This window comes from Streptomyces sp. LX-29, assembly GCF_029541745.1.
Lineage (GTDB): Bacteria > Actinomycetota > Actinomycetes > Streptomycetales > Streptomycetaceae > Streptomyces.
This window is the reverse complement of sequence record NZ_CP089746.1, coordinates 5,735,133-5,761,514: the sequence shown is the minus strand read 5'-3', so window position 1 is coordinate 5,761,514 and position 26,382 is coordinate 5,735,133. Positions and strand designations below refer to the sequence as shown.

The 26,382-nt window shown below is 74.9% G+C and carries 18 protein-coding genes and 1 pseudogene; 8 read left to right on the top strand and 11 right to left on the bottom strand.

Annotation, left to right across the window (positions count from 1 at the left end):
• Positions 1-19: 19 nt before the first annotated feature.
• The 3 genes from LRS74_RS24250 to LRS74_RS24240 all read right to left on the bottom strand — a co-directional run bounded on the left by LRS74_RS24250 (position 20) and on the right by LRS74_RS24240 (position 3,375).
• Positions 20-1,114, bottom strand: coding sequence for a prenyltransferase (locus tag LRS74_RS24250; RefSeq protein ID WP_277742996.1), 1,095 nt, complete (start codon positions 1,112-1,114; stop codon positions 20-22).
• Positions 1,111-1,929 (bottom strand): class I SAM-dependent methyltransferase, encoded by an 819-nt coding sequence (locus LRS74_RS24245; RefSeq protein ID WP_277742995.1) that lies wholly within the window; start codon positions 1,927-1,929, stop codon positions 1,111-1,113. The genes LRS74_RS24250 and LRS74_RS24245 overlap by 4 nt, the downstream gene beginning before the upstream one ends.
• Positions 1,930-2,052: 123 nt before the next feature.
• On the bottom strand, positions 2,053-3,375 hold the full coding sequence (locus tag LRS74_RS24240; RefSeq protein ID WP_277742994.1) for a glycosyltransferase family 4 protein: 1,323 nt from the start codon (positions 3,373-3,375) through the stop codon (positions 2,053-2,055).
• A gap of 220 nt (positions 3,376-3,595) precedes the next feature.
• Between LRS74_RS24240 and LRS74_RS24235 the strand changes: the two genes are divergently transcribed.
• Together LRS74_RS24235 and LRS74_RS24230 are read left to right on the top strand one after the other, a co-directional pair.
• Positions 3,596-4,201: a TetR family transcriptional regulator gene (locus LRS74_RS24235; protein ID WP_277742993.1), complete on the top strand. Its 606-nt coding sequence runs from the start codon at positions 3,596-3,598 to the stop codon at positions 4,199-4,201.
• A 176-nt stretch (positions 4,202-4,377) separates the two neighbouring features.
• Positions 4,378-4,920: pseudogene (locus tag LRS74_RS24230) on the top strand (response regulator transcription factor); the annotation flags it as partial.
• Here the strand turns inward: LRS74_RS24230 and LRS74_RS33660 are convergent.
• The 6 genes from LRS74_RS33660 to LRS74_RS24200 form a co-directional block, all read right to left on the bottom strand.
• The gene (locus tag LRS74_RS33660) at positions 4,846-6,918 is read right to left on the bottom strand and encodes an ABC transporter ATP-binding protein (protein WP_347178157.1); all 2,073 of its coding nucleotides are present in this window, start codon (positions 6,916-6,918) and stop codon (positions 4,846-4,848) included. The pseudogene LRS74_RS24230 and the gene LRS74_RS33660 overlap by 75 nt on opposite strands.
• The gene (locus tag LRS74_RS24220) at positions 6,911-9,163 is read right to left on the bottom strand and encodes an ABC transporter ATP-binding protein (protein ID WP_277742991.1); all 2,253 of its coding nucleotides are present in this window, start codon (positions 9,161-9,163) and stop codon (positions 6,911-6,913) included. The genes LRS74_RS33660 and LRS74_RS24220 overlap by 8 nt, the downstream gene beginning before the upstream one ends.
• Positions 9,164-9,321: 158 nt before the next feature.
• A complete protein-coding gene (locus LRS74_RS24215; RefSeq protein WP_144385574.1) occupies positions 9,322-9,447 on the bottom strand; it encodes a SapB/AmfS family lanthipeptide in 126 nt (41 codons plus the stop codon).
• Between the two features lie 65 nt (positions 9,448-9,512).
• Positions 9,513-12,431, bottom strand: coding sequence for a class III lanthionine synthetase LanKC (gene lanKC / locus LRS74_RS24210; protein WP_277742990.1), 2,919 nt, complete (start codon positions 12,429-12,431; stop codon positions 9,513-9,515).
• 212 nt (positions 12,432-12,643) lie between these two features.
• On the bottom strand, positions 12,644-12,880 hold the full coding sequence (locus LRS74_RS24205; RefSeq protein WP_277742989.1) for a ferredoxin: 237 nt from the start codon (positions 12,878-12,880) through the stop codon (positions 12,644-12,646).
• 3 nt (positions 12,881-12,883) lie between these two features.
• Complete coding sequence (locus LRS74_RS24200) at positions 12,884-14,545, bottom strand: aldehyde dehydrogenase (protein ID WP_277742988.1); 1,662 nt, start codon at positions 14,543-14,545, stop codon at positions 12,884-12,886.
• A 459-nt stretch (positions 14,546-15,004) separates the two neighbouring features.
• On the opposite strand from LRS74_RS24200, the gene LRS74_RS24195 reads away from it, so the two are divergent.
• The 5 genes from LRS74_RS24195 (at position 15,005) to LRS74_RS24175 (ending at position 21,210) form a co-directional block, all read left to right on the top strand.
• The gene (locus LRS74_RS24195) at positions 15,005-16,306 is read left to right on the top strand and encodes a prenyltransferase/squalene oxidase repeat-containing protein (RefSeq protein WP_277742987.1); all 1,302 of its coding nucleotides are present in this window, start codon (positions 15,005-15,007) and stop codon (positions 16,304-16,306) included.
• Positions 16,306-17,109, top strand: coding sequence for an SCO2322 family protein (locus LRS74_RS24190; protein ID WP_277742986.1), 804 nt, complete (start codon positions 16,306-16,308; stop codon positions 17,107-17,109). The genes LRS74_RS24195 and LRS74_RS24190 overlap by 1 nt, the downstream gene beginning before the upstream one ends.
• Positions 17,106-18,404, top strand: coding sequence for an energy-coupling factor transporter transmembrane component T (locus tag LRS74_RS24185; protein ID WP_277742985.1), 1,299 nt, complete (start codon positions 17,106-17,108; stop codon positions 18,402-18,404). The genes LRS74_RS24190 and LRS74_RS24185 overlap by 4 nt, the downstream gene beginning before the upstream one ends.
• The gene (locus LRS74_RS24180; RefSeq protein WP_277742984.1) at positions 18,401-20,029 is read left to right on the top strand and encodes an ABC transporter ATP-binding protein; all 1,629 of its coding nucleotides are present in this window, start codon (positions 18,401-18,403) and stop codon (positions 20,027-20,029) included. The genes LRS74_RS24185 and LRS74_RS24180 overlap by 4 nt, the downstream gene beginning before the upstream one ends.
• Before the next feature lie 299 nt (positions 20,030-20,328).
• A complete protein-coding gene (locus LRS74_RS24175; protein ID WP_277744900.1) occupies positions 20,329-21,210 on the top strand; it encodes an ECF transporter S component in 882 nt (293 codons plus the stop codon).
• A gap of 108 nt (positions 21,211-21,318) precedes the next feature.
• On the opposite strand, the gene LRS74_RS24170 is transcribed toward LRS74_RS24175, so the two are convergent.
• On the bottom strand, positions 21,319-22,488 hold the full coding sequence (locus tag LRS74_RS24170; protein WP_277742983.1) for a steroid 3-ketoacyl-CoA thiolase: 1,170 nt from the start codon (positions 22,486-22,488) through the stop codon (positions 21,319-21,321).
• A 240-nt stretch (positions 22,489-22,728) separates the two neighbouring features.
• Between LRS74_RS24170 and LRS74_RS24165 the strand changes: the two genes are divergently transcribed.
• The gene (locus tag LRS74_RS24165; RefSeq protein WP_277742982.1) at positions 22,729-24,009 is read left to right on the top strand and encodes a cytochrome P450; all 1,281 of its coding nucleotides are present in this window, start codon (positions 22,729-22,731) and stop codon (positions 24,007-24,009) included.
• A gap of 162 nt (positions 24,010-24,171) precedes the next feature.
• Here LRS74_RS24165 and LRS74_RS24160 read toward each other — a convergent pair whose 3' ends face one another.
• Positions 24,172-26,337 carry a bifunctional glycosyltransferase 87/phosphatase PAP2 family protein gene (locus tag LRS74_RS24160; RefSeq protein ID WP_347178156.1) on the bottom strand — a complete coding sequence of 722 codons (2,166 nt, stop codon included), beginning with the start codon at positions 26,335-26,337 and terminating at the stop codon, positions 24,172-24,174.
• Positions 26,338-26,382: the final 45 nt, after the last annotated feature.

Sequence of the window (26,382 nt, the reverse complement as noted above, 5' to 3'; positions counted from 1 at the left end):
TGACGCCTCGTCGTCCGCGCTAACAGCAGTCGGTGTCCAGGCCGTTGGGCAGGCGCTCGCCGCTGAAGACCGCGGTGGTCGCCTCGTCGCCGCCGAGCGCGGCCACGGCCAGCAGCAGCGATCCGGCGGTCCAGGTGGTGCGTTCCTCGGGCCAGACGGCCTGGTCGTCGAAGACGTACCCCGTCCAGTACATGCCGTCGTCCGCGCGCAGGTGCGGCTGGATCCACTGGAGGATCTCCACCGCGCGGTCCGACTCGCCCATCACCCAGAGCGCGAGGGCCAGTTCGCAGCTCTCGCCGCCGGTGACCCAGGGGTTGGGGACGACACAGCGCACGCCCAACCCGGGGACGACGAACCGGTCCCAGCCGGACTCGATGCGCTCCTTGGCGGCGGCGCCGGTCACCGCCCCGCCGAGCACCGGGTAGTACCAGTCCATGGAGTAGCGGTCCTTGGCGAGGAACCGCTCCGGGTGGTGGCGTATGGCGTGCGCGAGCCGGCCGGCCGCGATCTCCCAGTCGGGCTGGGGTTCCTCGCGGTGTTCGGCGATGGCCAGGGCGCAGCGCAGCGCCTGGTAGATCGAGGAGTTGCCGGTGAGCAGCGCGTCGGCGACCTCCGTGCCGTCCGGGTCGCGCCGCCAGCCGATCTGGCCGCCGGGCTGCTGGAGGCGGAGGACGAACTCGATGGCGGCCAGCACGGTGGGCCACATGCGGTCCAGGAAGGCGTCGTCGCCGGTGGAGAGGTAGTGGTGCCACACGCCGACGGCGACGTACGCGCAGAAGTTGGTCTCGACGCCGCGGTCGGTGGGGCCGGCCGCGTCCACGCCGTCCGGCAGGTCGGGGTAGGCGGCGTACCAGGAGCCGTCCGGGTTCTGGTGCCGGGCGAGCCAGCGGTAGGCGGCGCGGGCGCGCTCGTGTTCGCCGGCCGCGTCCAGGGCCATGGCCGCTTCGACGTGGTCCCACGGGTCGAGGTGGTGGCCGCGGAACCACGGTATGGCGCCGTCCTCGCGCTGGGCGGCGGCGATGCCGGCGACGGTCTCCGCGGCCTGTTCGGCCGTGAGGACTCCGGGCAGCACGAGACGTTCGGTGCGGCCGGGGCCGCGGCTGAATGCCGTCACGCGCCCGCCTCCGCGTCCGCTGCGGAGGTGTCGGCGACACCGGCGGTGGTGGCGGCGCCGGTGGCGTGGTCGGCTCCGGCGGCCTGTTCGGCTCCGGCGGCCGCCCGCGGCTTGGTCGCGTACGCCACGAAGCTCTTGCCGACGAGCGGGTTGAGGGCCCGCTCGGCGAGCCGGGTGGCCAGCGGCTTCTTCATGATGTCCCAGACCAGCAGCTTGTGGTACGCGCGGACCGGCAGGGCCTTGTCGTTGTCCACGCCGAAGGCGCACTTGAGCCACCAGTAGGGGCTGTGCAGGGCGTGCGCGTGGTGGGTGCCGTACGGCCGCAGCCCGGCCTCGCGCATCTTGCCGAGCAGTTCGTTCGCGCGGTAGATGCGGATGTGGCCGCCCTCGACCTCGTGGTAGGCGTCCGAGAGCGCCCAGCAGACCTTCTCCGGTCCGTAGCGGGGCACGGTGATCGCGATCCGTCCGCCGGGCTTGAGCACCCGCACCATCTCGGCCAGCACGCCCTTGTCGTCGGGGATGTGCTCCATGACCTCGGAGATGATCACGACGTCGAAGCTGTCGTCCGGGAACGGCAGGGCGAGCGCGTCGCCCTCCATGGCGGTGGCGGTCGCGCCGGCCGGGGCCTCGCCGGCCTCCTTCATGGCGGCGAACCACTTGGCGACCTCACGGATCTCGTCTCCGTTGCGGTCGAGCGCGACGACGCGCGCGCCGCGCCGGTAGCACTCGAAGGCGTGCCGTCCGGCGCCGCAGCCCAGGTCGAGGACGCGGTCGCCTGGGGCGAGCGGGAAGCGGGAGAAGTCGACGGTCAGCACGGGGTCTGCCTTCTGGGTCGGTGGGCGGCCGGCGAGGTCATGGGATCACGAGGGCGATGGGGCGGTGGCGGCGGGGTGGCCGCCCGGCGGCCACGCGCGGGCGACCGCCACGCCGCCCCGGGGCTAGGTGCGTTGGCCTTGGCGTGGGCGGCCGAGCGAGCCGGCCGCGGCCGGGCCCCGGCGCACGGCGCCCCTCTGGGCCGCGATGGCCTCGCGGTACCGCTCCGCGGTGCCGATCGCCGCCTGCTCCCAGGTGAACCGTCGCAGCACCCGCTCGCGGCCCGCGCCACCGAGCCGGCGGCGCAGTTCGGCGTCGCCGAGCAGCCGGGTGAGCGCGGTGGCGAGCGCCCCGGCGTCGCCGGGCGGCACGGCCAGGCAGGTCTCGCCGTCGGGTCCGGCGACCTCGGGGATGGCGCCGCCGGTGGTCGCGACCAGCGGGGTGCCGGTGGCCATGGCCTCGGCGGCGGGCAGCGAGAAGCCCTCGTAGAGGGAGGGGACGCAGGCGATCTGGGCGCTGCGCACCAGGTCGACCAGTTCGGCGTCGCTGATGCCCTTGACGAACCGCACGGCGCCGTCGAGCCCGTAGGTCGCCATCGCGGTGGCCACCGGGCCCTCCTGGGGCTGCTTGCCGACCACCACGAGGTGGGCGTCGGGGTGTTCGGTGCGGACCTTGGCGAGCGCCTCGACGAGGTGGACCAGCCCCTTGAGGGGCACGTCCGCGCTGGACGTGGTGACGATCCGGCCGGGGACCTCGGCGACGGCGGGGTCCGGGGAGAAGAGTCGGGTGTCGGCGCCTATGGGCACGACGTGGACGCGGTCCGGGCGCACCCCGAGGTCGTCGACGATCTCCCGGCGGGAGGAGCCGGAGACGGTGAGGACGGAGGGCAGCCGGCCCGCGACGCGCTTCTGCATCCGGGTGAAGCCGTACCAACGGCGCACGGACAGCCGGCGCTTCCAGTCGGCGGCCGCGTCCAGCTCCAGCCGCCGGTCGACGGTGATGGGGTGGTGCACGGTGGTGACCAGCGGGAAACCGATTCTGTCCAGAGCCAGCAGGCCGTAGCCCAGGGTCTGGTTGTCGTGCACGACGTCGAACTGGCCGCGGCGGGAGGCGAGGTGGCGGCGGACGCGGAGGCTGAACGTGAGCGGCTCCGGGAAGCCGCCGGTCCACATGGTGCCGACCTCCAGGGCGTCGATCCAGTCGCGGAACTCCTCGCGCCGCGGGGTGCGGAACGGGTCCGGCTGGCGGTAGAGGTCGAGGCTGGGCAGCTCGGTGAGGGTGACCCCGTCGTCCAGGACCGGGTAGGGCTGGGCGCCGATGACCTCGACGTGGTGGCCCAGCCGGGCCAGCTCGCGCGACAGGTGGCGCACGTAGACGCCCTGGCCGCCGCAGAACGGGTTTCCCTTGTAGGTGAGCAGCGCGATGCGCAGCGGGCTGTCGCTGGTCACTCGCGGCCCCCCTCTCGGTGCAGTTCAGCGGGAGCGTAGCCGCAAGCCGCTGGCTAGAACAAGTTTCACCTTGGTCACGGGCGGCGGGCGCGGGCGAGGGCGGCCGGGACGGCCCGAGGGCCGGTGGTCCGGTGCGGTTTCGGGTACGCAGACAGACCCCGCACCTGCCATCATGCACGGTGTCCGCAGCCTGCAGACGGAACGCACCGAAGTAGGACAGATGACCGCAGAAGCCAAGCCAGCCCCCCTGCAGCTGACCGAACGGCAAGAGGCGCGCCGTCGCCGGATCCTGCACGCCAGCGCGCAGTTGGCCAGCCGCGGCGGGTTCGACGCGGTGCAGATGCGCGAGGTGGCGGAGCTGTCCAGCGTGGCTCTCGGCACGCTCTACCGGTACTTCCCCTCCAAGGTCCATCTGCTCGTCGCCACCATGCAGGACCAGTTGCAGCAGCTGCACGAGACGCTGCGCAAGCGCCCGCCCACGGAGGTGGAGCCGTCCGCGCGGGTGGCGCGGACGCTGATGCGGGCGTTCCGCGCGTTGCAGCGCGAGCCGCATCTGGCGGACGCGATGGTGCGGGCGTTGACCTTCGCCGACCGGTCGGTGAGCCCGGAGGTGGACGCCGTCTCGCGGCTCACCACCGCGATCATCCTGGACGCCATGCGGCTGGCCGGCCCCCCGACCGCCGAGCAGCTCTCCGCGGTCCGCGTCATCGAGCACACCTGGCACTCGGCTCTGATCACCTGGTTGTCCGGGCGTGCCTCCATCGCCCAGGTCAAGATCGACATCGAGACGGCCTGTCGACTCATCGACTTCACCGCCCCGCACTGACCGAGGCATGGGGGCGCACGGGGCGCATTACACGACCGTTTAAGCGCTGCCAAGGCTTGAATGCGCCCCCACGCCCCGCTATGGCTCGATTTTCGCGTCCATGACACCGCCCGGACCGGTATCCATGAACGGGCCCTCGGCACACACCGGTCGCCGCGGGCCAGGAGGGGCAGAGAGTGATCCGGGTACTTCTTGTGCACGACTCGCGTCTGCTGCGATCCGCGCTGGCGGCGCTGATCGCGGCCGAACCGGATATCGAGGTGATCGAAACACCCTGGGACCAGGCGGACGGCCGGGCGCGGCTGCTGAAGCCGCATGTGTGCGTCGTCGACACGGACTGCACCGGTGTGGTGGGGGCCGCGCTGGTGGAGAGTCTGGGCCGGCTGGCGGGTCGCACCGGGCGCCGCGGCGAGGAGGAGGGGCGCCCCCTACTGGTTTTGGCCAACCCGAAACGGCCGGGTCCGCTGCGGCGCGCCTACGAGGCGCGCGCCCTCGGCTTCGTCAACAAGGACGCTCCGCCGGGCCGGTTGCTGGACGGCATCCGCCATGTCGCCAAGGGGGAACGTTACGTCGACGACTCCCTCGGCTTCGGCTTTCTCCAGGCCGCCGAGATCCCGCTGACCCAGCGCGAACTGAGCGTGCTGTCACTGGCCGCCGGGGGCGCCTCCATCGCCGAGATCGCGAACAGCCTGCACCTGTCCAACGGGACCGTGCGCAACTACATGGCCGCCATCACCCGCAAGACCGGGGCGCGCAACCGCGTCGACGCGATCCGCATATCGCGCGGCGCCGGCTGGGTGTAGTTCCTCCCCACTCCAGTCCCCGGCCAGATCCCGGTAGAGCGCCGAGCGCTCCAGCAGCTCCGCGTGGCGTCCGCAGTCCGTCCGCCGGCCGTCCAGCACCAGGATCCGGTCGGCGCGGCGGGCCGAGGCGGCCCGGTGGGCGATGACGACCAGAGTGGTGCGGGTGGGACGCGCGGCGTCCGGAACGCCGTGGGGACCGGGTGGGACCGGCCGCCGGGCGAAGGCCCGCTCCACCCGGGCCTCCGCCGCCGGGTCCAGATGGCAGGTGGCCTCGTCCAGCAGGACCACCGGCGCGCACGAGAGATACGCCCGGCCCAGCGCGATCAGCTGGCGCTCGCCCGCGGAGAGGGCGGCCGGGTCCAGGACCGCCTCCGACCCGCCCAGCCGCTCCGCGAGCCCGTCCAGGCCCACCGCCGCCGCCGCGGCCGCCAGCTCCGCCTCCGGCACCGGATCCGGGCGCAGATAGCGCAGGTTGTCGCCGAGGGTGCCGGAGAAGACGTACGCCTCCTGCGGGATCAGCACGCGCAGCCCGGTCGCGTGGGGCGCGGCGTCGCCCCGCACCGGCCGCCCGCACACCCGGATCTCCCCGCCGCGCGGCTCCAACACGCCGGCGATCAGACCCGCCAGCGTGGACTTGCCGATGCCGCTCGGCCCGACCACGGCCAGGTGCCCGCCGGCCGGGACGGTGAGGTCCAGCCCCGCCACGACGGGGGCGGCCGACTCGCCGTACGCGAAGGAGACCGCGCGGAGCTCGACGGCGGGCGGCGCCTCGGCGGAGGCGGCGGGGGGTTCGGCGGCCGACCGCGGGGGACGCCCGTGGTCTGCCGGCTCCCGCGGTCCGGACAGTCGTCGCAGCACCACGGCCAGTCGGGAGCCGCCGGTGCCCAGGGCGTGCATGAGGCTCTGCAGGGCGGGCAGCAGCGACTGTGTCAGGTAGACGAACGCGCCCACCAGGGCGCCCGCGGTCACCCCGTGGTCGAGCAGCCACGGGCCGGCCACCAGGAGCAGGACGACCGGCAGCCGACCGCCGACCGCGACGGCGACGACCCGCAGCACCCCCCAGCGGGCCAGGGCGCGCGCCGCGCGGGCCTCGCTCTCGATGTGCGCGTCGGACCGCGCCGCGATCCGCTCCTCGGCCCCCGCGGCGGTGATGTCGCGCAGCCCGGCGGCGACGCCGCCCAGGGACTCGGCGATGGTCTCGTCCGCCACCAGGAACGCCTCCTGGCGGCGGGCCAGCGGTCGCAGGGTCGCCACGAAGAGCCCGATGCCGAGCAGCAGCGGCGGGAGGACGACCAGCAACAGCTCCGGGGCGAGCGAGCAGAGACCGATCAGCGCGCCGGCCGCGGTGAAGACGAAGGCACGCGAGACCATCACCAGTCCGGCGAAGGTGTCGCGGGCGATCTCCACCTGGTGGGTGAGGCGCGATACGGCGGCGTCGCCGGTGCCGGGCGCGCCGTCCCGCGCGGACTCCCGCAGCGCCCGCTCGACGACGCGGCGCACCAGCGCGTCGCGCAGCGGCTCGACGAGCGCGGCCACCGCGCGGTAGACGCGCCCGGTGCCGTACGCGCCGACGACGACGGCGAGCGCCGCGACGGCCAGCCAGCCGAGGCCGACGCCCCGCTCGCCCGCCAGGAAGCCGTCGTCCAGGGCACGCGCGAGGGCGTAGCCGGTCAGGAACGTCTGCCCGGCCTCCAGCACCGACCAGGCCGCCAGCCGGGCGAGCACGGCGCGTTCGCGGCGCAGATGGCGCCACACCTCGGCGGCGCGCCCGGCGGAGGGCGCGGCATGGCGCCCAGCGGGGCGCCCAGTGTCGCGCCGGGCGGGGCGCCACGCGCCGCCCCCGGAGCGGCGCCGTGCGCCGCGCCCGGCGGGGCGACGCCCGGCGCGGGTCTCCGCGCCGCGCGGCTCAGCCATCGCGGTCCTCGGTGAACACCGCGCGGTAGGACGGGTCTCGCCACAGCTCGGCGTGCGGGGCCACGGCCCGCAGCCGCCCGCCGTCCAGCCAGGCCACCAGGTCGGCGCGGGCGGCCGTCGCGGCGCGGTGGGCGACGACCAGCCGGGTGCGTCGGGTGGCCGGGTCGGAGAGGGCGCGGACGACGCGGCGCTCGGTGACGGTGTCCAGGCTGGAGGTCGCGTCGTCCAGGACGAGGACCCGTCCGTCGTGCGCGAACGCGCGGGCCAGACCCAGTCGTTGCGCCTCGCCACCGGAGAGCGGGGCGGCCGCGCACGGGGTGGCGTAGCCGCCCGGCAGCAGCCGGATGAACTCGTCGGCGCAGGCCGCGCGGGCGGCCGCGGCGACCCGCGCGGGCGGGGGCTCGTCCAGGCCCAGGGCGATGGTGTCGCCCAGGGTGTCGCCCAACAGCGCCGGGCGTTCGAAGGCGTAGCCGACGGCACGGCGCAGCACGTCGTGGCGAAGCTCCGGCAGGGGCACCCCGTCGAGCAGCACCCGGCCGCGATCAGGGTCGGCCAGCCGACCGGCCAAGGCCGCCAGCACCGACTTGCCGCTACCCGAACGGCCCACGACGGCCACCGAACTCCCACCGGGCACCCACAGGTCGACGTCATGGAGGACGACGCGACCACCACGCATGGCCCCGACCCCGCGCATCTCCAACGTCCCCGGCGGACGCGCCCCGGGCGGACGCCGCGCGACGTGGTCGGCCTGAGACGCGAGCGGCTGCGCCGGTGCGTACGGAAAGCGCCGCCCCGACGGCCACCCAGGCTGCGCGGGGTCCGGCCGGCCCACCGGCCCCGGCGCGGGCTCCGCGGGGGCCCCGGGCGGCGAGCCCGGGGAAGCCGGCGGCGCATGGTCGACCTGAGGCGCGGGCGGCCGCGACGGCCGGTACGGAAAGCGCCACCCCGACGGCCAACCGGGCTCAGGCGACGGCCACCCGGACTCCGCGGCGTTCGGCAGGCCCACCGGCCCCCGCGCGGGCGGGGCGAGATCGCCGACCTGAGGCGCGAGCGGCTGCGCCGGCGGGAGCGGAAGACGCCGCCCCGACGGCCACCCGGGCTCCGCGGGGTTCGGCCGGCCCACCGGACCCCGCGCGTGGGGGGTGGGGAGGGCGCGGGTGCCGTAGGCCGTGGTGGGCACGGCGAGGACGTCGCCGAGCCGGCGGGCGGCGGCGCGGCTGCGGACCAGGCCGTTGAGGTGGCCGACGAGGGCGCCGAAGCCGGTGGCCAGGACGGCGTAGCGGGAGGCGGCCAGCAGGCCGCCGACGGTCAGTTCGCCGGCCACCAGCCGGCTTCCGGCGACGGCGAGCACGGCGATCTGCAACAGCGGCACCAGGGCGGCGGCCTGCGCCGTGGAGCGGCCCTGCACCCGCCACATGCGATGGCCCTGGTGGGCGAGTTCGGGCAGCGGCTGGAGGATCCGGGCCCGCTCCCGCTCCGCGGTTCCGGCGGCGGCGATGGTGCGGGCGCCGCGCAGCGCCTCCGTCAGCCGGGCCGCGATCTCGCCCTGACTGTGCTGGTAGCGGGCCACGCTGTCCGTGGTGTGCCGGACGAACGACTTCAGCAGGACGGCGAGCAGGGGCAGACCGAGCAGGAAGGCCACGGCGAGCCACGGATCGATCAGGGCGAGGGCGACCAGGCCGCCGACGGGGGTGATCACGGCGGCGAGGGCGGCGGCCAGCGCCGCGGGGGCGGTGCCGGCGTGAGCGGCGTTGCCGACGAGTCGGGCCACGACGTCACCGGGGGCGAGCCCGTCCGGGCGGGGGCCGGTGGCCAGGGTGTGGCGCAGCAACCGGCCGCGCACCCAGGCGGTGGAGCGGGCGTTGGTGGTGCCGGTGAGCAGCCCGTCGAGGGCGTCCAGGACCACGATCAGGCCGGTCAGCGCGGCGCACAGGGCGATCCAGTGCCGGGTCCGTGCCGCGTCGGGGTCGCCCAGCAGCAGGTCGAGGGTGTGGCCGAGGACCGCGGGCATGGCGAGCGCGGCGGCGGCCGAGGAGGTGGTGAGCAGACAGATGGCGGCCGCGCGGGCGGCGTTGTGCCGCAGTGTGCCCCATAGCAGGCGGTCGCCGGCGCGGGCGGCGGGGGCCCCGGCGTCCGCGGGCGCGGCGTCGGCGAGGGCGGCGTCGGCGGGCGGGCGGGTACCGATGTGGTGGCCGGTACGGCCGGCGTGGGAGCGGGCGGAGCGCGTGCGGGGGGCGGCGGCCATGCGCGGTGGTCCTCGCGTCCGTGGGTCCTGGTGTCGACGTCGCACCCGGTTCGTCGGCCTACGGGTGGCGACCGCCGGCGTCCGGGAGGGGCGGCGACGGGAGTGCGGCCCCGGGTGGCGTGACTTCACCCGGGGCCGCGGCACAGAGGCCCGTCAGATCACAGGCAGAGCAGGAAGCTGTTAGAGCTGTGCTTGTCGCAGGCCAGCAGGCTCAGGCTGCTCTGGTCGCCGCCGCTGTGGTCGGACTGGGGGGTCTCCAGGCTCTGCAGGTCGAGAAGGGCCATGGTGGTCGTGTCCTTTCGTGGTTTCTTCCGTGGGGACGGGAGGCTCGGGTTCGAGCTCCTCGCACTTACTCGGTTTCGACCCCTGGATGGGGCCGGCTCTGGGGCCGCCGCGGCGGCGGGAGGAAGGGCAGTCCGACCGGCTCGGTGTGCCGTGCCGCGCCGAGGGCGAGCAGGCAGCCCGCGGTTCCGGTGCCCAGGTCCATGGAGAGGCGCATCATCTGGTCGCCGGGGAAGGCGAGGTGGCCCTGGTACGGCATGCCGTACCAGGCCAGTCGCTCCGCTTGGGCGGCGAGCTGCGCGGGCTCGGTGCCGGGGGTGCTGGTGCGGCTGAGGTGCAGCACCATTCCGGCACGCCCGTTGAACAGGCCCGGCTGGGCGTAGTAGCGCAGTCGAGCGGCGGGTGTGATCGCGGCGCGGGCCGCCTCGAAGCGTTCGTCGGCGCGATGTTCCAGGTAGCTGTCGAGCACCATGCCGATGCCGACGCTGCCGCCACCGAGGTAGGGCATGGTGCGCACGCCCTCGTCGACGAGGAGGGTGCCGTGGCGGTCCGGCACGCAGCGGTCCAGGTCGCGGCGGAGTGCGGCGGCCGCGAGGTCGAGCAGGGCGGGGTCGCGGTCGTGCTCGTAGCGCCGTAGGAAGAGCAGGGCCGGGCCGCTGGCGCCGTACAGCAGTCCGGCCCGCCCCTTGGCGCCGCCGCGCCGTGCGCCCGCGCCGTCCCGGGCGTCGGTGTCGGCGTCGGGCTCGTCGGCGGTGAACCGGTCGGCGAGCAGCCGGGTGGCCTCCGCGGCCCGGTCGGCCAGGGCGCTCTCGCCGGTGGCGCGGGCCAGGTGGTCGAAGGCGAGGCCGAGGCCGGCGACGCCGCCGTGCAGATCGGGGGTGAGCCGCTGCCACTTCTCGGCGAGGACGCGGTCGACGAGCTCCAGGGCACGCTCGGTGTGGCCGAGCCGCTCCAGGACGTAGGCGACGCCGCCCAGTCCGTCGTAGAAGCCGAGCGGGGTGCCGAGCGGCGGCGGGGCGGTGTGCGCGAGCAGCCACTCCTCGCCCGCCTCGTAGCGCCCGGCGCCGGTGCGTTCGAGGGCGTAGAGGACACCCGCCGCGCCGTGCGCCACACCCAGGCCGCCCCCGTCGCCGAACTGCGCGACGTCGCCGGGGAACAGCCGGTCGTCCCGCTCCGGGCTGGCCGAGGCGCGGATGGCGCGCGCCATCGAGTCCCGGCTGAGCGGCCAGTCGGCGGGGTCGACGGGGAGATACGGCTCCGGTGCGGGGGCCGCCACGGCACCGCGGGACGCGGCGCCCACGGCGCCGGACGTGGCGACCACCGCGCCGGACATGCCACCTGACACGGCACCCGCGGTGCCGGAGACGCGGTCTGACGTGGCGTCCGCGCCCTCGGAGGTCGCCTCCGGGGGCCCGTCCACGGTCGGCGCCTCGGCGCTCCCGGGCGCCTCCGTCGGCGGTGCCGTGGGCGTACGGGTCACGGCTCCCGTACGCGCACGGGGCCCCGCGGCCGTGCTCGCGCCTCCCCGCTCATGGCCGGTGATCACCCGGACCGCCTCGTCGAGGAACGCTCGGTCCACCGGGAACTGCGTGGCGGCGACCTCGGCCAGGTGGGCCGCCTTGGCGCGGTCCACCACCAGCAGCGAGGTCATCGGGACGAAGAGGGCGAGCCGGAGACAGGCCAGCGCGTAGCGGTCGACGTCGAAGCCGGTGCGGTCCGCGGGGGCGATGAAGCCGGGGTGGGCGATGACCTGGCGCCGGTTCTCGCCGATGTGCGCGGCGGCCTCGAAGTCCAGCAGGGTCACGGACTGTTCGTCGGGCGCGACCATGATGTTGAACATGTGCAGGTCGTTGAAGACCACGCCCCGGCCGTGCACGGCGGCGACGGCCTCCTCCACGGCGTCGTGGATGGTCATCGCCCAGCGCGTGTAGGCGGCGACGGCCTCGGGCTCCGGGTCGACGGCGAGCAGCGGATGACGGCGCGCGAAGAAGGAGTTGAGGGTCTGACCGGGCAGGTGGTCCATCACCAGGAAGCGGTGGTCGCCCAGGGTGAACCAGTCCCGGACCTCGGGCGCGACGCCCAGCCCGGACAGCCGCTCCAGCGCCGTCCTCTCGCGCTCCAGCCGGGCCACGGCGTCCGCCCCGTCGGAGGCCAGCCCGGCGTGCGGCCGCGCCTCCTTGAGCACCACGCGCTCCCCGGTCCGGGTGTCGCGGCCCTCGTAGACGCCGCCGCCGTTGGAGAAGTGCAGCGCCCGCTCGATGCGGTACGGCAGGTCGCCGACGGTGGTGGCGTTGCGGGCGGCCAGATGCGGCTTGAGGAAGTCCGGAAGCGTCACCCACTCGGGGACGTGGAAGGTCGGGTCCCTGCGGTCGGGGACCAGCCGGCCCGACGCGTCCTCGATGGCCGGGACCAGCGCGCCGCCACCCGCGCCGTCCACGCAGTAGCGGTGGGCGAAGCCGCCGTAGCGGACGTACAGCGGGCCCTGGTGCCACCTCAGGTCGGTGAGGATGTACGGGCCGGGCTCGCCGTCGAGCAGCTCCCCCAGCTCCCGGAGAACGGTGTGGAGTTCCCTCTCGTCCGCCGGATAGAGGGTGGCGAACTTCCCGCTCGAACCGCGCCCGGCGTATTTCGAGTTCCGCAGGTGCAGCGCATGCCGGGTGGGCACGAATTTGAAGGGGATTTCTCGGGGGACGCAATAGTCCCAGACCTTGGCGGCGGCCTTCTCCGCGTTCTCCAGACAGGCCGAAACATGGATCTTCCAGCCCTGGAGCGGCCGGCCGGGGCGCGGCGCGCCCTCCGCCGTCACCGGATTGACGTGTAACCAGTCTCCGGAGACGGACGTCTTCCAACCGTCGGGCACCGGGCGCTGGGCGGCCTCGTAGAAACCGCTGCTCTCCACGGCTCCGGGGCGGCCGCCGGACAGACGGTCGGGGGTCTCGTAGAAATACCTGTCCGCAAGACAGAAGACCTCGTACCGCTTGTCCATATCGTTCCCCCTCGGCTGCTCCGGGAAATGAGATTTCCATGGACGCCGGAAGGGGAACAGTCACATCCGTCACGAAGGGACCGTGCGGTACGCATGAGTAACACTTGAGACGCGACGGAGGCGTGGCGGAAGGGGAGCGCGCGACGCACACGAGAAGTCCCGAGAAATCGCGCAACTGTACCAAGAATCTTTGGCCAATATCTCACGTTCCGCTATTCGGCGGGTGGGAATACCGGCTCTCCGCCGTCGCCGAGGCGCAGCACGATGGCCTCCACGGGGCACCCCTCCGCCGCCGCCAGCACCGCGTCCGACGCCTCGACCTCGGGGGTCACGGGGCGGGAGCGGCGCGTGGCGCCGTCCAGCCGGAAGGCGTGCGGGGCGGTGCTCACACACAGGCCCGAACCGACGCAGAGCCCCTGGTCCACGGCCGCCCGCCAGCGGTCCGCCATCCCTCAGCCCGTCCGTCCGCCGGCGGCGCCGCCCGTCGACTCCGCCCCACCCGCGCCGCCCGCGCCGTCCCGGTCGCCGGCGTCACCGACGTCGCCGGCCGCGCCCGCCGCACCCGAGTCGCCCGCGCCGCCGAGGTCCGCCGGCAGTCGCACGCCGCCGTCCTGGGGCAGGTGGATGGTCTTGAGCTCCATGTAGTCGGCGAACCCCTCGGGGCCGAACTCCCGCCCGAGACCGGACTTCTTGTAGCCGCCGAAGGGACCGAGCATGTCGAGGCTGAAGGTGTTCACCGAGAAGGTGCCGGTGCGGATGCGCCGGGCGATCTCGACCCCGTGCTCCAGGTCCGCCGTCCAGACGCTGCCGGAGAGCCCGTAGTCGGAGTCCTCGGCGATCCGCACCGCGTCCTCCTCGTCCTCGTACGGCAGCAGACAGATCACCGGGCCGAAGATCTCCTCACGGGCGATCCGCATGGCGCCGCCGACCTCTCCGAACAGCGTCGGCTCGACGTACCACCCGGTCTCCGGCGCCGCCGGGCGCCCGCCGCCGGCCAGCACCTTGGCGCCCTCCCGCTGTCCGCTGGCGATGTAGTCGAGCGAGCGTCGTTGCTGGCGCCGCGTGACCAGCGGGCCGACCTGGGTGGCGGGGTCCAGCGGGTCCCCGACGACCAGCGCGGAGGCCGCGGCTGCGAGCCGCTCGGCGATCTCGTCGTAGCGGCCGCGCGGCGCCAGCACCCGGGTCAGGGCCACACAGGACTGGCCGTTGTTCATCCACGCGTTGGGCACGATGTTCCCGAGGGCGGCGTCGAGGTCGGCGTCCGGCAGGATGATCGCCGCCGACTTCCCGCCCAGCTCCAGGGTGACTCGCGTCAGCTGCCGCGCGGCCAGCTCCATGACCCGCCGCCCCGCGGGGATCGAGCCGGTGAAGGAGACCTTGTCCACCCCCGGATGCCCGACTAGGTACTCCCCGGTCTCGCTCCCCGCCGGCAGGACCGACAGCACACCGGGCGGCAGCCCGGCCTCGGCGGCGATCTCGGCCAGGAGGTACGAGTCGAGCGGGGCCTCCGGCGCGGGCTTGAGGATCACCGGGCAGCCGGCCAGCAGCGCGGGGGCGAGCTTGGAGGCGGCGACGAACTGCGGGGCGTTCCAGGGGATCACCGCCGCCACCACCCCGACCGGCTCCCGCCGCACCAGCAGCGGCCCCAGGATCCCGGCCCGCGGCTCCTCGTACCGGAAATCCCGGGCCACCCGGAGCGCGGCCTCCCACACCATGAGGGAACCCAGCGCCTGCCCCAGCACGCTCCAGGAGTACGGGCTGCCGTTCTGCGCGCTGATCGTCCGAGCGATCTCCTCGTGGCGGGCGGCGAAGGCGTCCTTGATCCGACCGACGACCTCGATCCGCTCCCCGGGCGGGGTCCGCGGCCACGGCCCGTCGTCGAACGCGACGCGCGCGGCCGCGACCGCGCGGTCCACGTCCTCCCGCGAGGCGTGCGGCACCCGCCCGATGACCTGCTCCGAGTGCGGCGAGACGACCTCGATCGCGCTCGTCCCGGCGGGGTCGACCAGCTCACCGCCGATCCAGAGCCGCCGGTGCTCGATCAGGTCGCGTGCGTCGGGCGCCTCGTGTGCGTGGTGTGCGCGGTGTGCGTCGTGCGCGCTGGGGTCGCTCATGGCCGCCGCCTCCCGGATGGGCCAGAATCTGACGCTGCATCAGATTCGATAGCAGCTCCCGCCGGAGGGGGCAATGCCACGCGGGCGCCCACGCGAGCCGGTCGGACGGGCCGGTCGAGGGCCGGGCGGACGGGAGCGCCGGGGTCGGGGCGGGGGTCGACGAGATGGATCGAGCCGACGCCCGACATCACGGAACCAGAGGACATGACCAGGCCGAAAGCCCGGGGCTGACGAGCCGACGCCCGGCACCGGGCTCGGGGCGATGGCGAGGCTCGGGGCGATGGCCCGACCGAAGGCCCCGGGGGCGCTCAGCCCGAGGGGTGGCGCACGGCTCGCGCGAGGGCGGAGCGGGGGCCACTGCCCGCCGGCCCGGTGGGGGGCGCCGGTTAGAGTTGCGAGGCTGAGCCCGGCGCCGCCGTCCAGCCACGCAGTGATCATCCACCGAGAGGCATCGTCCCGATGAACGTACGCCGCAGCGCCGCGGCCCTGGCCGTCTCCGCCGTGCTGGGCGCGGCCGCCGCCCCCGCGGCGTTCGCCGACAGCCCGAAGCCCGCGCCGAAGGAGTCCTCGCTCCCGCGGGGCCTCTACGGGACCACGGACCCGACCTTCGACGGCGTGTGGCGGCAGTCCCTGGCCCTGCTGGCGCAGCACGCGGTCGGCGTCACGCCGGCCGACGCGGCCGTCGACTGGCTGGCCGGGCAGCAGTGTGCCGACGGCGGCTTCCCCGCCTTCCGCCATGAGACGGCGACCCCGTGCGACGCCAAGAAGGGCGAGTTCACCGACGCCACCGCGGCCGCCGTGCAGGCCCTGGCCGCGGTCGGTGGGCGCCGCGCCGTGGTCGAGAAGGGCGTCGGCTGGCTCAAGAAGCACCAGAACGCGGACGGCGGCTGGGGCATGAACCCGGGTGGCCCCAGCGACGCCAACTCCACCTCCGCCGCGATCGGCGCCCTGGCCGCCGTCGGCCAGGACCCGGCCAAGACGGTGTCGAAGAAGGGCGGCAAGTCGCCGTACGCCGCGCTGCTCGCGCTCCAGCTGGGCTGCGAGGCCAAGGCCGGCGAGCGTGGCGCCTTCGCCTACCTGCCCGACAAGGGCGCCCTGCGTCCGAACGCCCTGGCCACCGCCGCGGGCGCGCTCGCCGCCGAGGGCGAGGGCTTCGTGGTGACGCCGGCCGGCAAGGGCGACAAGGCGGAGGACGAGCCCGTCGAGCCGCTGGACTGCCAGGGCGCCGACCAGGGCGTCAAGGACGACGAGGACGGCGCGCGGGAGCCGGGCGACGCCGCGGAGGCCGCGTCCGCGTACCTCGCCGCCACCCTGGAGAAGAACGGCGACCACCTGCCGTCCAGCATGCCGGGCCAGGAGAAGCAGGCCGACTTCGGCGGCACCGCCGACGCGGTCGTGGCGCTCTCCGCGGGCGAGCACCGCACGGCGGCCGCGGGCCCCATGCGTTGGCTGGAGAACAAGGACAACGGCGCGGTCACCTGGGCCAAGGACAAGCCGGGCGCGCTCGCCAAGCTGATCCTGGCCGCCCACGCCGCCGGCATCGACCCCCGCGACTTCGGCGGCACCGACCTGGTGCGCCAGCTGAACGCCACCGGCCTCAAGCCGGCGGCGGACGGCGACCACTCCGACGCCACGCGGGACGGCGAGGAGAAGAAGGACGACGAGGGCGGCATCAGCCTGTGGTGGGTCGTGGGTATCGGTCTGATCGCCGGCGTCGGCATCGGCTTCCTGCTCAGCGGCAGGAAGAAGCAGCAGTTCTGATGGCGGCCACGGCCCGACGGACCGCCGCGCGTGCCGCCCGACGGTCCGCCGCGCCCGCCGCCCGGCCGGCGGACCCCACACCCGTACCGCCCCGCCGCGTCCAGGACGCGGGTCCCGGCCGCCGTCGGGCCGCCGCGCCGCGGGCCGTCCGGCTCGGCGCGCTCCTCGGCGCGCCGCTCGGGCTGTTGCTGCTTGTGGTCGGCGCGGCGGCTCCCGCCCATGCTCAGGGGTACCGCTACTGGTCCTTCTGGCAGCGGGAGGGCGGTTCCTGGACGTACGCCACGGAGGGGCCGTCGACCGCGCGGCCCGGCGACGGTGACACCGTGGGCTTCCGGTTCGCCGTGAGCGAGGACTCCGGCGACGCCACCCGCCCGCGAGGCACCGCCGACTTCGACACGATCTGTGCGGACACGCCCGCGAAGGCGGGCAGCAAGCGGGTCGCGATCGTCCTGGACTTCGGCACTGCCGCCGACGCGCCGGGCGACGAGACCCCGCCCCGGGCCCGTACGGAGTGCGCCCGGGTCGACGGCTCGGCGAGCGCCGCCGAGGCGCTGGCCGCCGTCGCCAAGCCGCTGCGCTACGACTCCTCGGCGATGCTGTGCGGCATCGCCGGCTACCCGGCGACGGGCTGCGGCGAGCTGGCCGAGGCCGGCGCCGGTGCGAAGGCCGAGAGGTCCGGCGCCTCGAAGCACGCGTCGGAGAACCGGGACGAGGGCCCGTCCGCCGGTCTGATCGGCGGCGTCACCGCCGTCGTCGCCCTCGGCGCCGCCGCCCTCTGGCAGGCCCGTCGCCGCCGCGCATGACCGACGAGACCACCCCCGCGTCCCGCCGCGGCACCGCGTCCGCGCCCCTCGCCGGGCCGGCGACCCGGCCGGCGACCCGGCCGACGCTCCCCCGCCCCCGTCGCGTCCTCGCGCGCCGGGAGCCGACCGGCGCACGCCGCGACGCGCTGCACGCCGGGGCCTGGTGGCTGTGGGCGCTGGGGCTGGCGACCGCGGCCTCACGGACGACCAATCCGCTGCTGCTCGGGCTGCTGATCGCGGTCGCCGGGTATGTGGTGGCGGTGCGGCGGACGGACGCGCCGTGGGCCCGGTCGTACGCGGCGTTCCTGCGGCTGGGCCTGGTCGTGCTGGCGATCCGGCTGGGGTTCGCGGTCTTCCTGGGATCGCCGATCCCGGGAACCCGGGTCCTGTTCACGCTGCCCGAGGTGCCGCTCCCGGAGTGGGCCCAGGGCGTGCGGCTCGGTGGCCGGGTGACGGCGGAGGGGCTGCTCTTCGCGCTGTACGACGGGCTGAAGCTGGCCACCCTGCTGATCTGCGTCGGCGCCGCGAACGCGCTCGCCAACCCGGCCCGGCTGCTGAAGTCCCTCCCCGGCGCGCTCTACGAGGCGGGCGTGGCCGTGGTCGTGGCGCTGACCTTCGCGCCGAACCTCGTCTCCGACGTGCGGCGGCTGCGCGCCACGCGCCGGCTGCGCGGCCGCCCCACCCGTGGCGTGAAGGCGCTGCTCCAGGTCGGGCTGCCGGTGCTGGAGGGGGCGTTGGAGCGCTCGGTGGCGCTGGCCGCGGCGATGGACGCGCGCGGCTACGGCCGCACGGCCCAGGTGCCGACCGTCGTGCGGCACACCACCACCGCCCTCACCCTCGGCGGCCTGCTCGGCGTCTGCGCCGGCAGCTACGGGCTGCTGGCCGCGGAGGGCGCCGGCTACGGGCTGCCGCTGCTGCTGGCCGGGCTCGGCGCCGCCCTCGGCGGGCTGTGGCTGGGCCGCCGGCGCACGGTCCGCACCCGCTACCGTCCCGACCCCTGGGGCGCCCGGGCCTGGCTGGTCTCCGGGTCGGGGGCGGCTGTGGCGCTCCTGATGATCTGGGCGTCCTCGTACGCGCCCGAGGCGCTGCACCCGCCCGCGGTCCCGCTCACCGCACCCACCCTCCCCCTGTGGCCCGCGCTGTCGGTGCTGCTCGGGCTGGTCCCCGCCTTCGCGGCCCCGCCGCCCCCACCGCGCATGGGCGCGCACCCCACGTCCGTGCGCACCCGGAAGCCGTCCGTACGCACCCGAAAGGCCGACCGCGGGGAGGCCGACCCGAAGGAGACCACGCCGTGATCCGCTTCGAGGACGTCTCGGTCACCTACGCCGACGCCCCCGCCCCCGCCCTCCAGGGGGTGGATCTGACCGTCCCCGAGGGGGAGCTGTGTCTGTTGGTGGGGCCGTCGGGGGTGGGGAAGTCGACCCTGCTGGGCGCCGTCTCCGGACTCGTGCCGCACTTCACCGGCGGCACCCTGCGCGGCCGGGTCACCGTGGCGGGCCGCGACACCCGCGACCACCGCCCGCGCGAGCTCGCCGACGTGGTGGGCACCGTGGGTCAGGACCCCCTGGCGCACTTCGTCACCGACACCGTCGAGGACGAGCTGGCGTACGGCATGGAGTCGTTGGGGCTGCCCGCGGACACCATGCGCCGTCGGGTCGAGGAGACCCTGGACCTGCTCGGCCTCACCGAGCTGCGCGACCGGCCCATCGCCACGCTCTCCGGCGGACAGCGGCAGCGGGTGGCCATCGGCTCCGTGCTCACCACCCACCCGCGCGTCCTGGTGCTGGACGAGCCGACCTCGGCGCTGGACCCGGCGGCGGCCGAGGAGGTGCTGGCCGTCCTCCAGCGGCTGGTGCACGACCTGGGCACCACCGTCCTGATGGCCGAGCACCGGCTGGAGCGGGTGGTGCAGTACGCGGACCGGGTGATCCTGCTGCCCGGCGCCGGCCGGCCGCCGGTGGTCGGCGATCCCGCGGAGCTGATGGCGGTCTCCCCGGTGCACCCGCCCGTCGTCGCGCTCGGCCGGCTCGCCGGCTGGACCCCACCGCCGCTGTCGGTACGGGACGCCCGCCGCAAGGCCGCCGCGCTGCGCGAGCGGCTCACGGACCGGGAGCCGACCGCCGTCCCCGAGCCCGCCCCGGCCGCGCCCGTCGGCGTGGCCTCCGGGCTGTCCGTTCGGCGCGGCGGCGTCGAGCGGCTGCACGGGGTGGAGCTGTCCGTCCGCCCCGGCGAGACGGTCGCGCTCATGGGCCGCAACGGCGCCGGCAAGTCGACGCTGCTGGGCACGCTCGTCGGGCTGCACGAGCCGGCCGCCGGCTCGGTCCGGGCCGCCGGCGCCGAACCGCACCGCACCGCGCCCGCCCGGCTGCTGCGCCACGTCGGGCTGGTGCCGCAGGAGCCGCGCGACCTGCTGTACGCGGACACGGTGGCCGCCGAGTGCGCGGCCGCCGACGCCGACGCGGGCGCGGCGCCCGGCAGTTGCCGGGCCCTGGTCGCCCGGCTGTTGCCCGAGGTGCTGGACGCGACCCACCCGCGCGACCTCTCCGAGGGCCAGCGGCTGGCCCTGGCGCTGGCCGTGGTGCTCACCGCCCGTCCCCCGCTGCTGCTGCTCGACGAGCCCACGCGCGGCCTCGACTACGCGGCCAAGGCCCGGCTGGCCGAGGTGCTGCGCGCGCTGGCGGCGGACGGCCACGCCATCGTGCTGGCCACGCACGACGTCGAACTCGCCGCCGAGCTCGCCCACCGGGTCGTCATCCTGGCCGACGGCGAGGTGGTCGCCGACGGCCCCACCGCCGAGGTCGTGGTCTCCTCCCCCGCCTTCGCGCCCCAGGTGGCGAAGGTGCTGGCCCCGCTGCCCTGGCTGACGGTCAGCCAGGTGCGGGAGGCGCTGGCGGAGGGGGACGAGGAGGGTGACGCATGAGCGGATCCCAGGAACACCCGACCCAGGATCGCCCGTCCAGGGACCGCCCGACCCAGGACCGCCCGACCCAGGACCGCCCAACCCAGGACCGCCCAACCCAGGACCGCCCGTCTTCCCAGGATCGCCCGACCCAGGACCGCCCGACCCAGGACCGCCCGACCCAGGACCGCCCGTCTTCCCAGGATCGCCCGACCCAGGACCGCCCGTCTTCCCAGGATCGCGCGTCCCAGGACCGCCCGTCCCGGGACCGTGCGACCGCCGACCGGCAGGCGCGGGCCGTACGGCTCGGGCCGCGTTCGATCGTCGCGCTCGGGCTGATCTCGGCGATCGGAGTGGTCGCCTTCGGCTGGCCGCTGCTGGCCGCGCCGGAGTCGGGTCTCGCGCACTCCGCCGACGCGCCCTGGCTGTTCGCGGCGCTGCTGCCGCTGCTGCTGGCCGTGGTGGTGGCGACGATCTCCGACACCGGGCTGGACGCCAAGGCGGTGGCGATGCTCGGGGTGCTGGCGGCGGCTGGGGCCGCCCTGCGGCCGTTGGGCGGCGGCACGGCGGGCATCGAGCCGATGTTCTTCCTGATGGTGCTCTCCGGGCGGGTGCTGGGGCCGGGCTTCGGCTTCGTGCTGGGGGCGCTGGCGATGTTCGCCTCCGCGCTGCTGACCGGCGGCGTGGGCCCCTGGATGCCGTTCCAGATGCTGTCCATGGGCTGGGTGGCCATGGGCGCGGGTCTGCTGCCCGGCCCGCACCGGCTGCGCGGGCGCGGGGAGCTGGCCCTGCTGGCGGCGTACGGGGCGGTCGCGTCGGTCCTCTACGGCACCGTGATGAACCTCCAGGGCTGGCCGTATCTCAACGCCCTGGCGTCCAGTGTCTCCTTCGTCCCCGGCGACCCGCTCCCCGACAACCTGGCCCGCTTCGTCGCGTACTGCCTGGCCACCTCGCTCGGTTGGGACCTGCCGCGGGCGATCGTCACCGCGGTCCTCACCCTCACCCTGGGCGGCACCATCCTCAAGGCGCTGCGCCGGGCGACCCGCCGGGCGGCCTTCGAGGCACCGGTGGCCTTCGAGGCGCCGACCGGGGCCGCGCCGTCGGCCCGGTCCGCGCCGTCGGCCGGGTCCGCGGCACCGGTCGCTTCCGCGAGCCCGACGACGTCCGACTCCGACCCTGACGGGCGGCGCGTGCCGGAGTGATCCGCACCGCCCGCCGGGGCCGGGCCTCCCGGGACCGGGCGGGGCGTCCCGGGACCGAGCGCCTCTCCCTGCCGGCGTACGGCCCGGGAGCGGGCCCGGGACGGTGGCTCACAGCCGCTGGATGATGGTCCCCGCCGCCAGCGCCCCGCCCGCGCACATCGTGATGAGGGCGAACTCCTTGTCGGCCCGCTCCAGCTCGTGCAGGGCGGTGGTGATCAGCCGCGCGCCGGTCGCGCCGACGGGGTGACCGAGGCCGATCGCGCCGCCGTTGACGTTCACCTTCTCCAGGTCCTGGCCGAAGACGCTGGCCCAGGAGAGCGTCACCGACGCGAACGCCTCGTTCACCTCGACCAGGTCGATGTCCTTGAGCGTCATCCCGGCCTTGCCGAGGACCGCGTGCGTGGCGTCGATCGGGCCGTCGAGGTGGTAGTGCGGATCGGCGCCGACCAGGGCCTGGGCGACGATACGGGCCCGGGGGCGGAGCCTGAGCGCGCGGGCCATCCGTTTGGAGGCCCACATCACCGCGCAGGCGCCGTCGGAGATCTGGGAGGAGTTGCCCGCGGTGTGTACGGCCGTGGGCATGACCGGCTTCAGTCGGGCGAGCGCCTCCATGCTGGTGTCGCGCAGCCCCTCGTCGCGGTCGACCAGTCGCCACATGCCCTGCCCCGCGGCCTGTTCCCCCTCGGTGGTGGGCACCTGCACCGCGAAGGTCTCCCGCTTGAAGCGCTCCTCCGCCCAGGCGGCCGCCGCCCGCCGCTGCGAGAGCAGGCCGAGGGTGTCCACGTCCTCGCGGGTCAGCCCGCGCCGGCGGGCGATGCGCTCGGCCGCCTCGAACTGGTTGGGCAGGTCGACGTTCCACTCGTCCGGATAGGGCCGGCCGGGTCCGTGCTTGGAGCCGCTGCCCAGCGGCACCCGCGACATCGCCTCCACCCCGCAGGCGATGCCGACGTCGATGACACCGCTGCTGATCATGTTGGCGACCAGGTGGTTGGCCTGCTGTGAGGAGCCGCACTGGCTGTCCACCGTGGTGGCGGCCGTCTCGTACGGCAGCCCCATGGCCAGCCAGGCGGTGCGCGCGGGGTTCATGGACTGCTCCCCGGCGTGGGTGACGGTGCCGCCGACGATCTGTTCCACGCAGTCCGGCTGGATGCCGACGCGGGCGAGCAGTTCCCGGTAGGTCTCGCCGAGCAGATAGGCGGGGTGGAGGTTGGCGAGCGCGCCGCCGCGCTTGCCGATCGGGGTGCGCACGGCGTCGACGATGACGGGTTCGGCGGCCATGACTGGTCCTCTCCTCGCGTCCTCACACCTCGAATTAGTACGCGTTCTAGTTCCGCCTCCAGCATGCTGAGGCACACCCCCGGGGGGCAAGGGTCGTGCAGCACCCACATACCACCGGTAACCCCACGTCCTCCGCCCTCCGACGACCGCGCGGGCCCTGCCCACTTGCCACTTACAGAACCGGTCACTACCTTCTGGACACTTCCGCACTTCTGATGGTTCGTCAGATCCGGAGTGGCCATGACCTGTCCCGCGAGCCCAGAAGGCATCCCGAAGGGCGCCCCCGCAGGCACCCCGGACGGGATACCCGACGGCTTCGACTTCACCGACCCGGACCTCTACCAGCACCGCGTGCCGCTCCCGGAGTTCGCCCGGCTCCGGCAGGTCGCCCCGGTGTGGTGGAACCCCCAGCCGCACGGCGTCGCCGGATTCGACGACGACGGCTACTGGGTCGTCACCCGGCACGCCGACGTCAAGGAGGTCTCCACCCGGCCCGAGCTGTTCTCGTCCCATGTCAACACCGCGATCATCCGCTTCAACGAGCACATCCGACGCGACCAGATCGACGCCCAGAAGCTGATCATGCTCAACATGGATCCGCCCGAGCACACCCGGGTGCGGCAGATCGTCCAGCGCGGCTTCACCCCACGCGCCATCCGGGCGCTGGAGGACGCGCTGCGCGACCGCGCCACCCGCATCGTGGCCGGCGCCAAGGCGGCCGGCAGCGGCGACTTCGTCACCGACATCGCCTGCGAACTGCCGCTCCAGGCCATCGCCGAGCTGATCGGCGTCCCCCAGCACGACCGCGCCCGCATCTTCGACTGGTCCAACAAGATGGTGGCGTACGACGATCCGGAGCTGGCCATCACCGAGGAGGTCGGCACCGAGGCGGCCATGGAGCTGATCTCCTACTCCATGAACCTGGCCGCCGACCGCAAGGCGTGCCCCGCGAAGGACATCGTCAGCCGGCTGGTCGCCGCCGAGGACGAGGGCAACCTGGGCGCTGACGAGTTCGGCTTCTTCGTGCTGCTGCTCGCCGTCGCGGGCAACGAGACCACCCGCAACGCCATCAGCCACGGCATGCACGCCTTCCTCACCCACCCCGAGCAGTGGGACCTGTTCAAGCGCGAGCGCCCGGCCACGGCCGCCGACGAGATCGTGCGGTGGGCCACCCCGGTGGTCTCCTTCCAGCGCACCGCCACCCGGGACACCGAGCTCGGCGGTCGGCGGATCACCCGGGGCCAGCGCGTCGGCCTGTTCTACTCCTCCGCCAACCACGACCCGGAGGTCTTCGAGCGTCCCGAGGTCTTCGACATCACCCGCGACCCGAACCCGCACCTCGGCTTCGGCGGCGGCGGGCCGCACTTCTGCCTCGGCCGCAGCCTCGCGGAGCTGGAGATCCGGCTGATCTTCAACGCCGTCGCGGACGCCATCCCGGACATCCGGCTCACCGGCGCGCCCCGCCGGCTCCGTTCGGCCTGGCTCAACGGCATCAAGGAACTGCGGGTCAGCTACGCCTGATCGGGCACGTACGCCGCCTGCGTCTCACCGGCCACGCACGGCCGACCGCCGCCCCGCCGGCCTTCCGGTGGCGGGCCTCAGCCCGTCCGCCCCGACCCGTGCCCGACCGCCCCGACCCGTGCCGGCCGGGGTACGGCCCGAGAGCGCAACGCCGTGCAGCCGCTACGAGCCGGTCGGGGACGCGTCGCCGGAGTGCCGTCCACCGTCCCGACCGTCCGCGCCCGCCGTGACCGTCTCGGCCGCCTTGGCTGTCGCGGACGCCGTGACCGTCTCGGCCGGTTTGGCTGTCGCGCCCGCCGTGACCGTCTCGGCCGCCTTGGCCGGCTCGGCCGCCTTGGCCGGCTCGCCCAGGCCGGCCTTCGCGCCGACCCGCGCCAGGATCTCCTTGAGCCGGCTCACCGTGGTGACGTGCGCGTCGGCCGAGGGCATCCGGGCGGTGCCGGTCAGGGCGTACTGGAGGGCGAACCCGGACGACACCACGACCGCGCCGCCGACCGCGTCCAGCAGATAGTGGTTGGCGGTGCCCACGACCACGACGGTGGTCAGCACCGGGTACATCAGACCCAGCAGCTTGATCCACAGCTTGGGCGCCACCATCGCGATCACCACACCGCTCCACAGCGACCAGCCCACATGCAATGACGGTATGGCCGCGTACTGGTTGGACAGCTTGGTGAGCGCGCCGAAGTCCGGGTTGGCCAGGTCCTGCGGACCGTGCGTGGTGTCGACGAAGCCGAGCCCCGGCATCAACCGCGGCGGAGCCAGCGGGTAGAGCCAGAAGCCGATCAGCGCGAAGAGCGTGGCGAAGGCCAGCGGCGCGCGCGCCCACCGGTAGGCCGCGGGTCGCACGAGGTACAGCCAGGCCAGCAGCGTCAGCGGCACGAAGAAGTGCAGCTTGGCGTAGTACCAGCCCATGCTGTCCCGCAGCCACGGCGCGTCGGCCACGATCTGGTTGAACCAGTGCTCGATGTCGATGTGCAGCCGGCTCTCGAGCGAGAAGAGCTGACCGCCGTTCTCCTCGGCGAGCGAGCGCCGGTCGGGCGCGCTGCCGCGGATGTAGCAGTAGACGAAGTAGCCGACGCGGATGAGCATCAGCTCGAGCAGCAGATTGGGCCGGGTCAGCGGGCGCCGGTAGCTGCGCAGCAGCGGTACGCACCGGAGGCGGCTCCGCTCGCGCTCGGCGGTCGGCGTCTCGACCGGGTCGTCCCAGTACGGCGAGGTGCGGGGCAGGAACGGCAGCACGAGCGCGGCGGCCAGCGCGGCCAGCAGCGGGCCGTTGTTCGCGATGTGGCCCAGGAGCTCGATGTCGGGCATCAGCACGGTGCGGCTGAGCGTCATCACCAGCACCACCGACACCGGCCAGACCAGCCGGTCCGAGCGCCGCCTGCCCACCCGGCCGGCGGCGGCGAGCAGGATCCACAGCTGCTGGTGCTGCCAGGAGGTGGGCGAGACGGCCAGCGCCACACAGCCGGTGATCGCCGCGGAGAGCAGCAGCTGCCCGTCCTCGGCGTAGAACACCGCGCGGCGCAGGCCGAGCGCCACCACGCCCCCCGCGAGCACGGCCAGCAGCGCCAGTTCGACCGGGCCCTCAAGACCGGTGCGCAGCAGAAGGCCGTGGAGTGACTGGTTGGCCGGCCCGTCGGCGGCGCCGCCGAGCCCCGCGCCGCCGATGTGGTGCACCCAGTACGTCCACGAGTCGCGCGGCATCGCGGCCCAGGCCAGCGCCGTACAGACGGCGAAGGTGCCGCCCGCGAAGCCGGCGGCGCGCCGACGCCCGGTGAGCCACTGGACGACGGCGAAGAGCAGCAGCGCGGGTTGGAGCGCGGAGGCGAGCCCGACCAGCAGCCCGGACTGTCGGTCCGAGGTGCGCGGCAGGAGCGCGAGCAGCACCAACAGCACCGGGATGATGCTGGACTGACCGAGCGTGAAGGTGTTGCGGACCGGCAGCGACAGCGCCATCACGCTGATGGCCACCGGTGCGGCGAGCAGCTCGGCGGACCGGGAGACCGGCCCCGGCAGCGAGCGGGCGACGACCAGGCCGAGGGCGACCACCAGCAGCAGGGTGCCCAAGGTCCACGCGACGCCGAGGCTCTGCTCGGCGGCGCGGGCGAGCGGCTTGAGGGCGAGGCCGGAGAAGGGGGTGCCGGTGAACGTCGAGCCTTCGTACAGTGAGCCGCTGACGTGCAGCACACCGTCCTCACCGATCCAGGTCTCCAGGGCGGTGAGGCGCTCGTCGGGCGGCAGCCGCAGCACCGCCGCGGCCTGGCGTGCGGCCAGCAGGCCGGCCAGCAGCCACAGCGCGCCCAGCACCACTCCGGTTCGCGACAATCGTGACCCGAGTCCACCGGGATCCCGCCCCGTGCCTGGGGGGTT

Coding starts and splice junctions, on each gene's coding strand:
- LRS74_RS33660 (WP_347178157.1), bottom strand. CDS start 6,918: ATGGCTGAGCCGCGCGGCGCGGAGACCCGCGCCGGGCGTCGCCCCGCC.
- LRS74_RS24220 (WP_277742991.1), bottom strand. CDS start 9,163: ATGGCCGCCGCCCCCCGCACGCGCTCCGCCCGCTCCCACGCCGGCCGT.
- LRS74_RS24205 (WP_277742989.1), bottom strand. CDS start 12,880: ATGGCGGACCGCTGGCGGGCGGCCGTGGACCAGGGGCTCTGCGTCGGT.
- LRS74_RS24170 (WP_277742983.1), bottom strand. CDS start 22,488: ATGGCCGCCGAACCCGTCATCGTCGACGCCGTGCGCACCCCGATCGGC.
- LRS74_RS24195 (WP_277742987.1), top strand. CDS start 15,005: ATGAACGTACGCCGCAGCGCCGCGGCCCTGGCCGTCTCCGCCGTGCTG.
- LRS74_RS24165 (WP_277742982.1), top strand. CDS start 22,729: ATGACCTGTCCCGCGAGCCCAGAAGGCATCCCGAAGGGCGCCCCCGCA.
- LRS74_RS24190 (WP_277742986.1), top strand. CDS start 16,306: ATGGCGGCCACGGCCCGACGGACCGCCGCGCGTGCCGCCCGACGGTCC.
- LRS74_RS24200 (WP_277742988.1), bottom strand. CDS start 14,545: ATGAGCGACCCCAGCGCGCACGACGCACACCGCGCACACCACGCACAC.
- LRS74_RS24185 (WP_277742985.1), top strand. CDS start 17,106: ATGACCGACGAGACCACCCCCGCGTCCCGCCGCGGCACCGCGTCCGCG.
- lanKC (WP_277742990.1), bottom strand. CDS start 12,431: ATGGACAAGCGGTACGAGGTCTTCTGTCTTGCGGACAGGTATTTCTAC.
- LRS74_RS24215 (WP_144385574.1), bottom strand. CDS start 9,447: ATGGCCCTTCTCGACCTGCAGAGCCTGGAGACCCCCCAGTCCGACCAC.
- LRS74_RS24235 (WP_277742993.1), top strand. CDS start 3,596: ATGACCGCAGAAGCCAAGCCAGCCCCCCTGCAGCTGACCGAACGGCAA.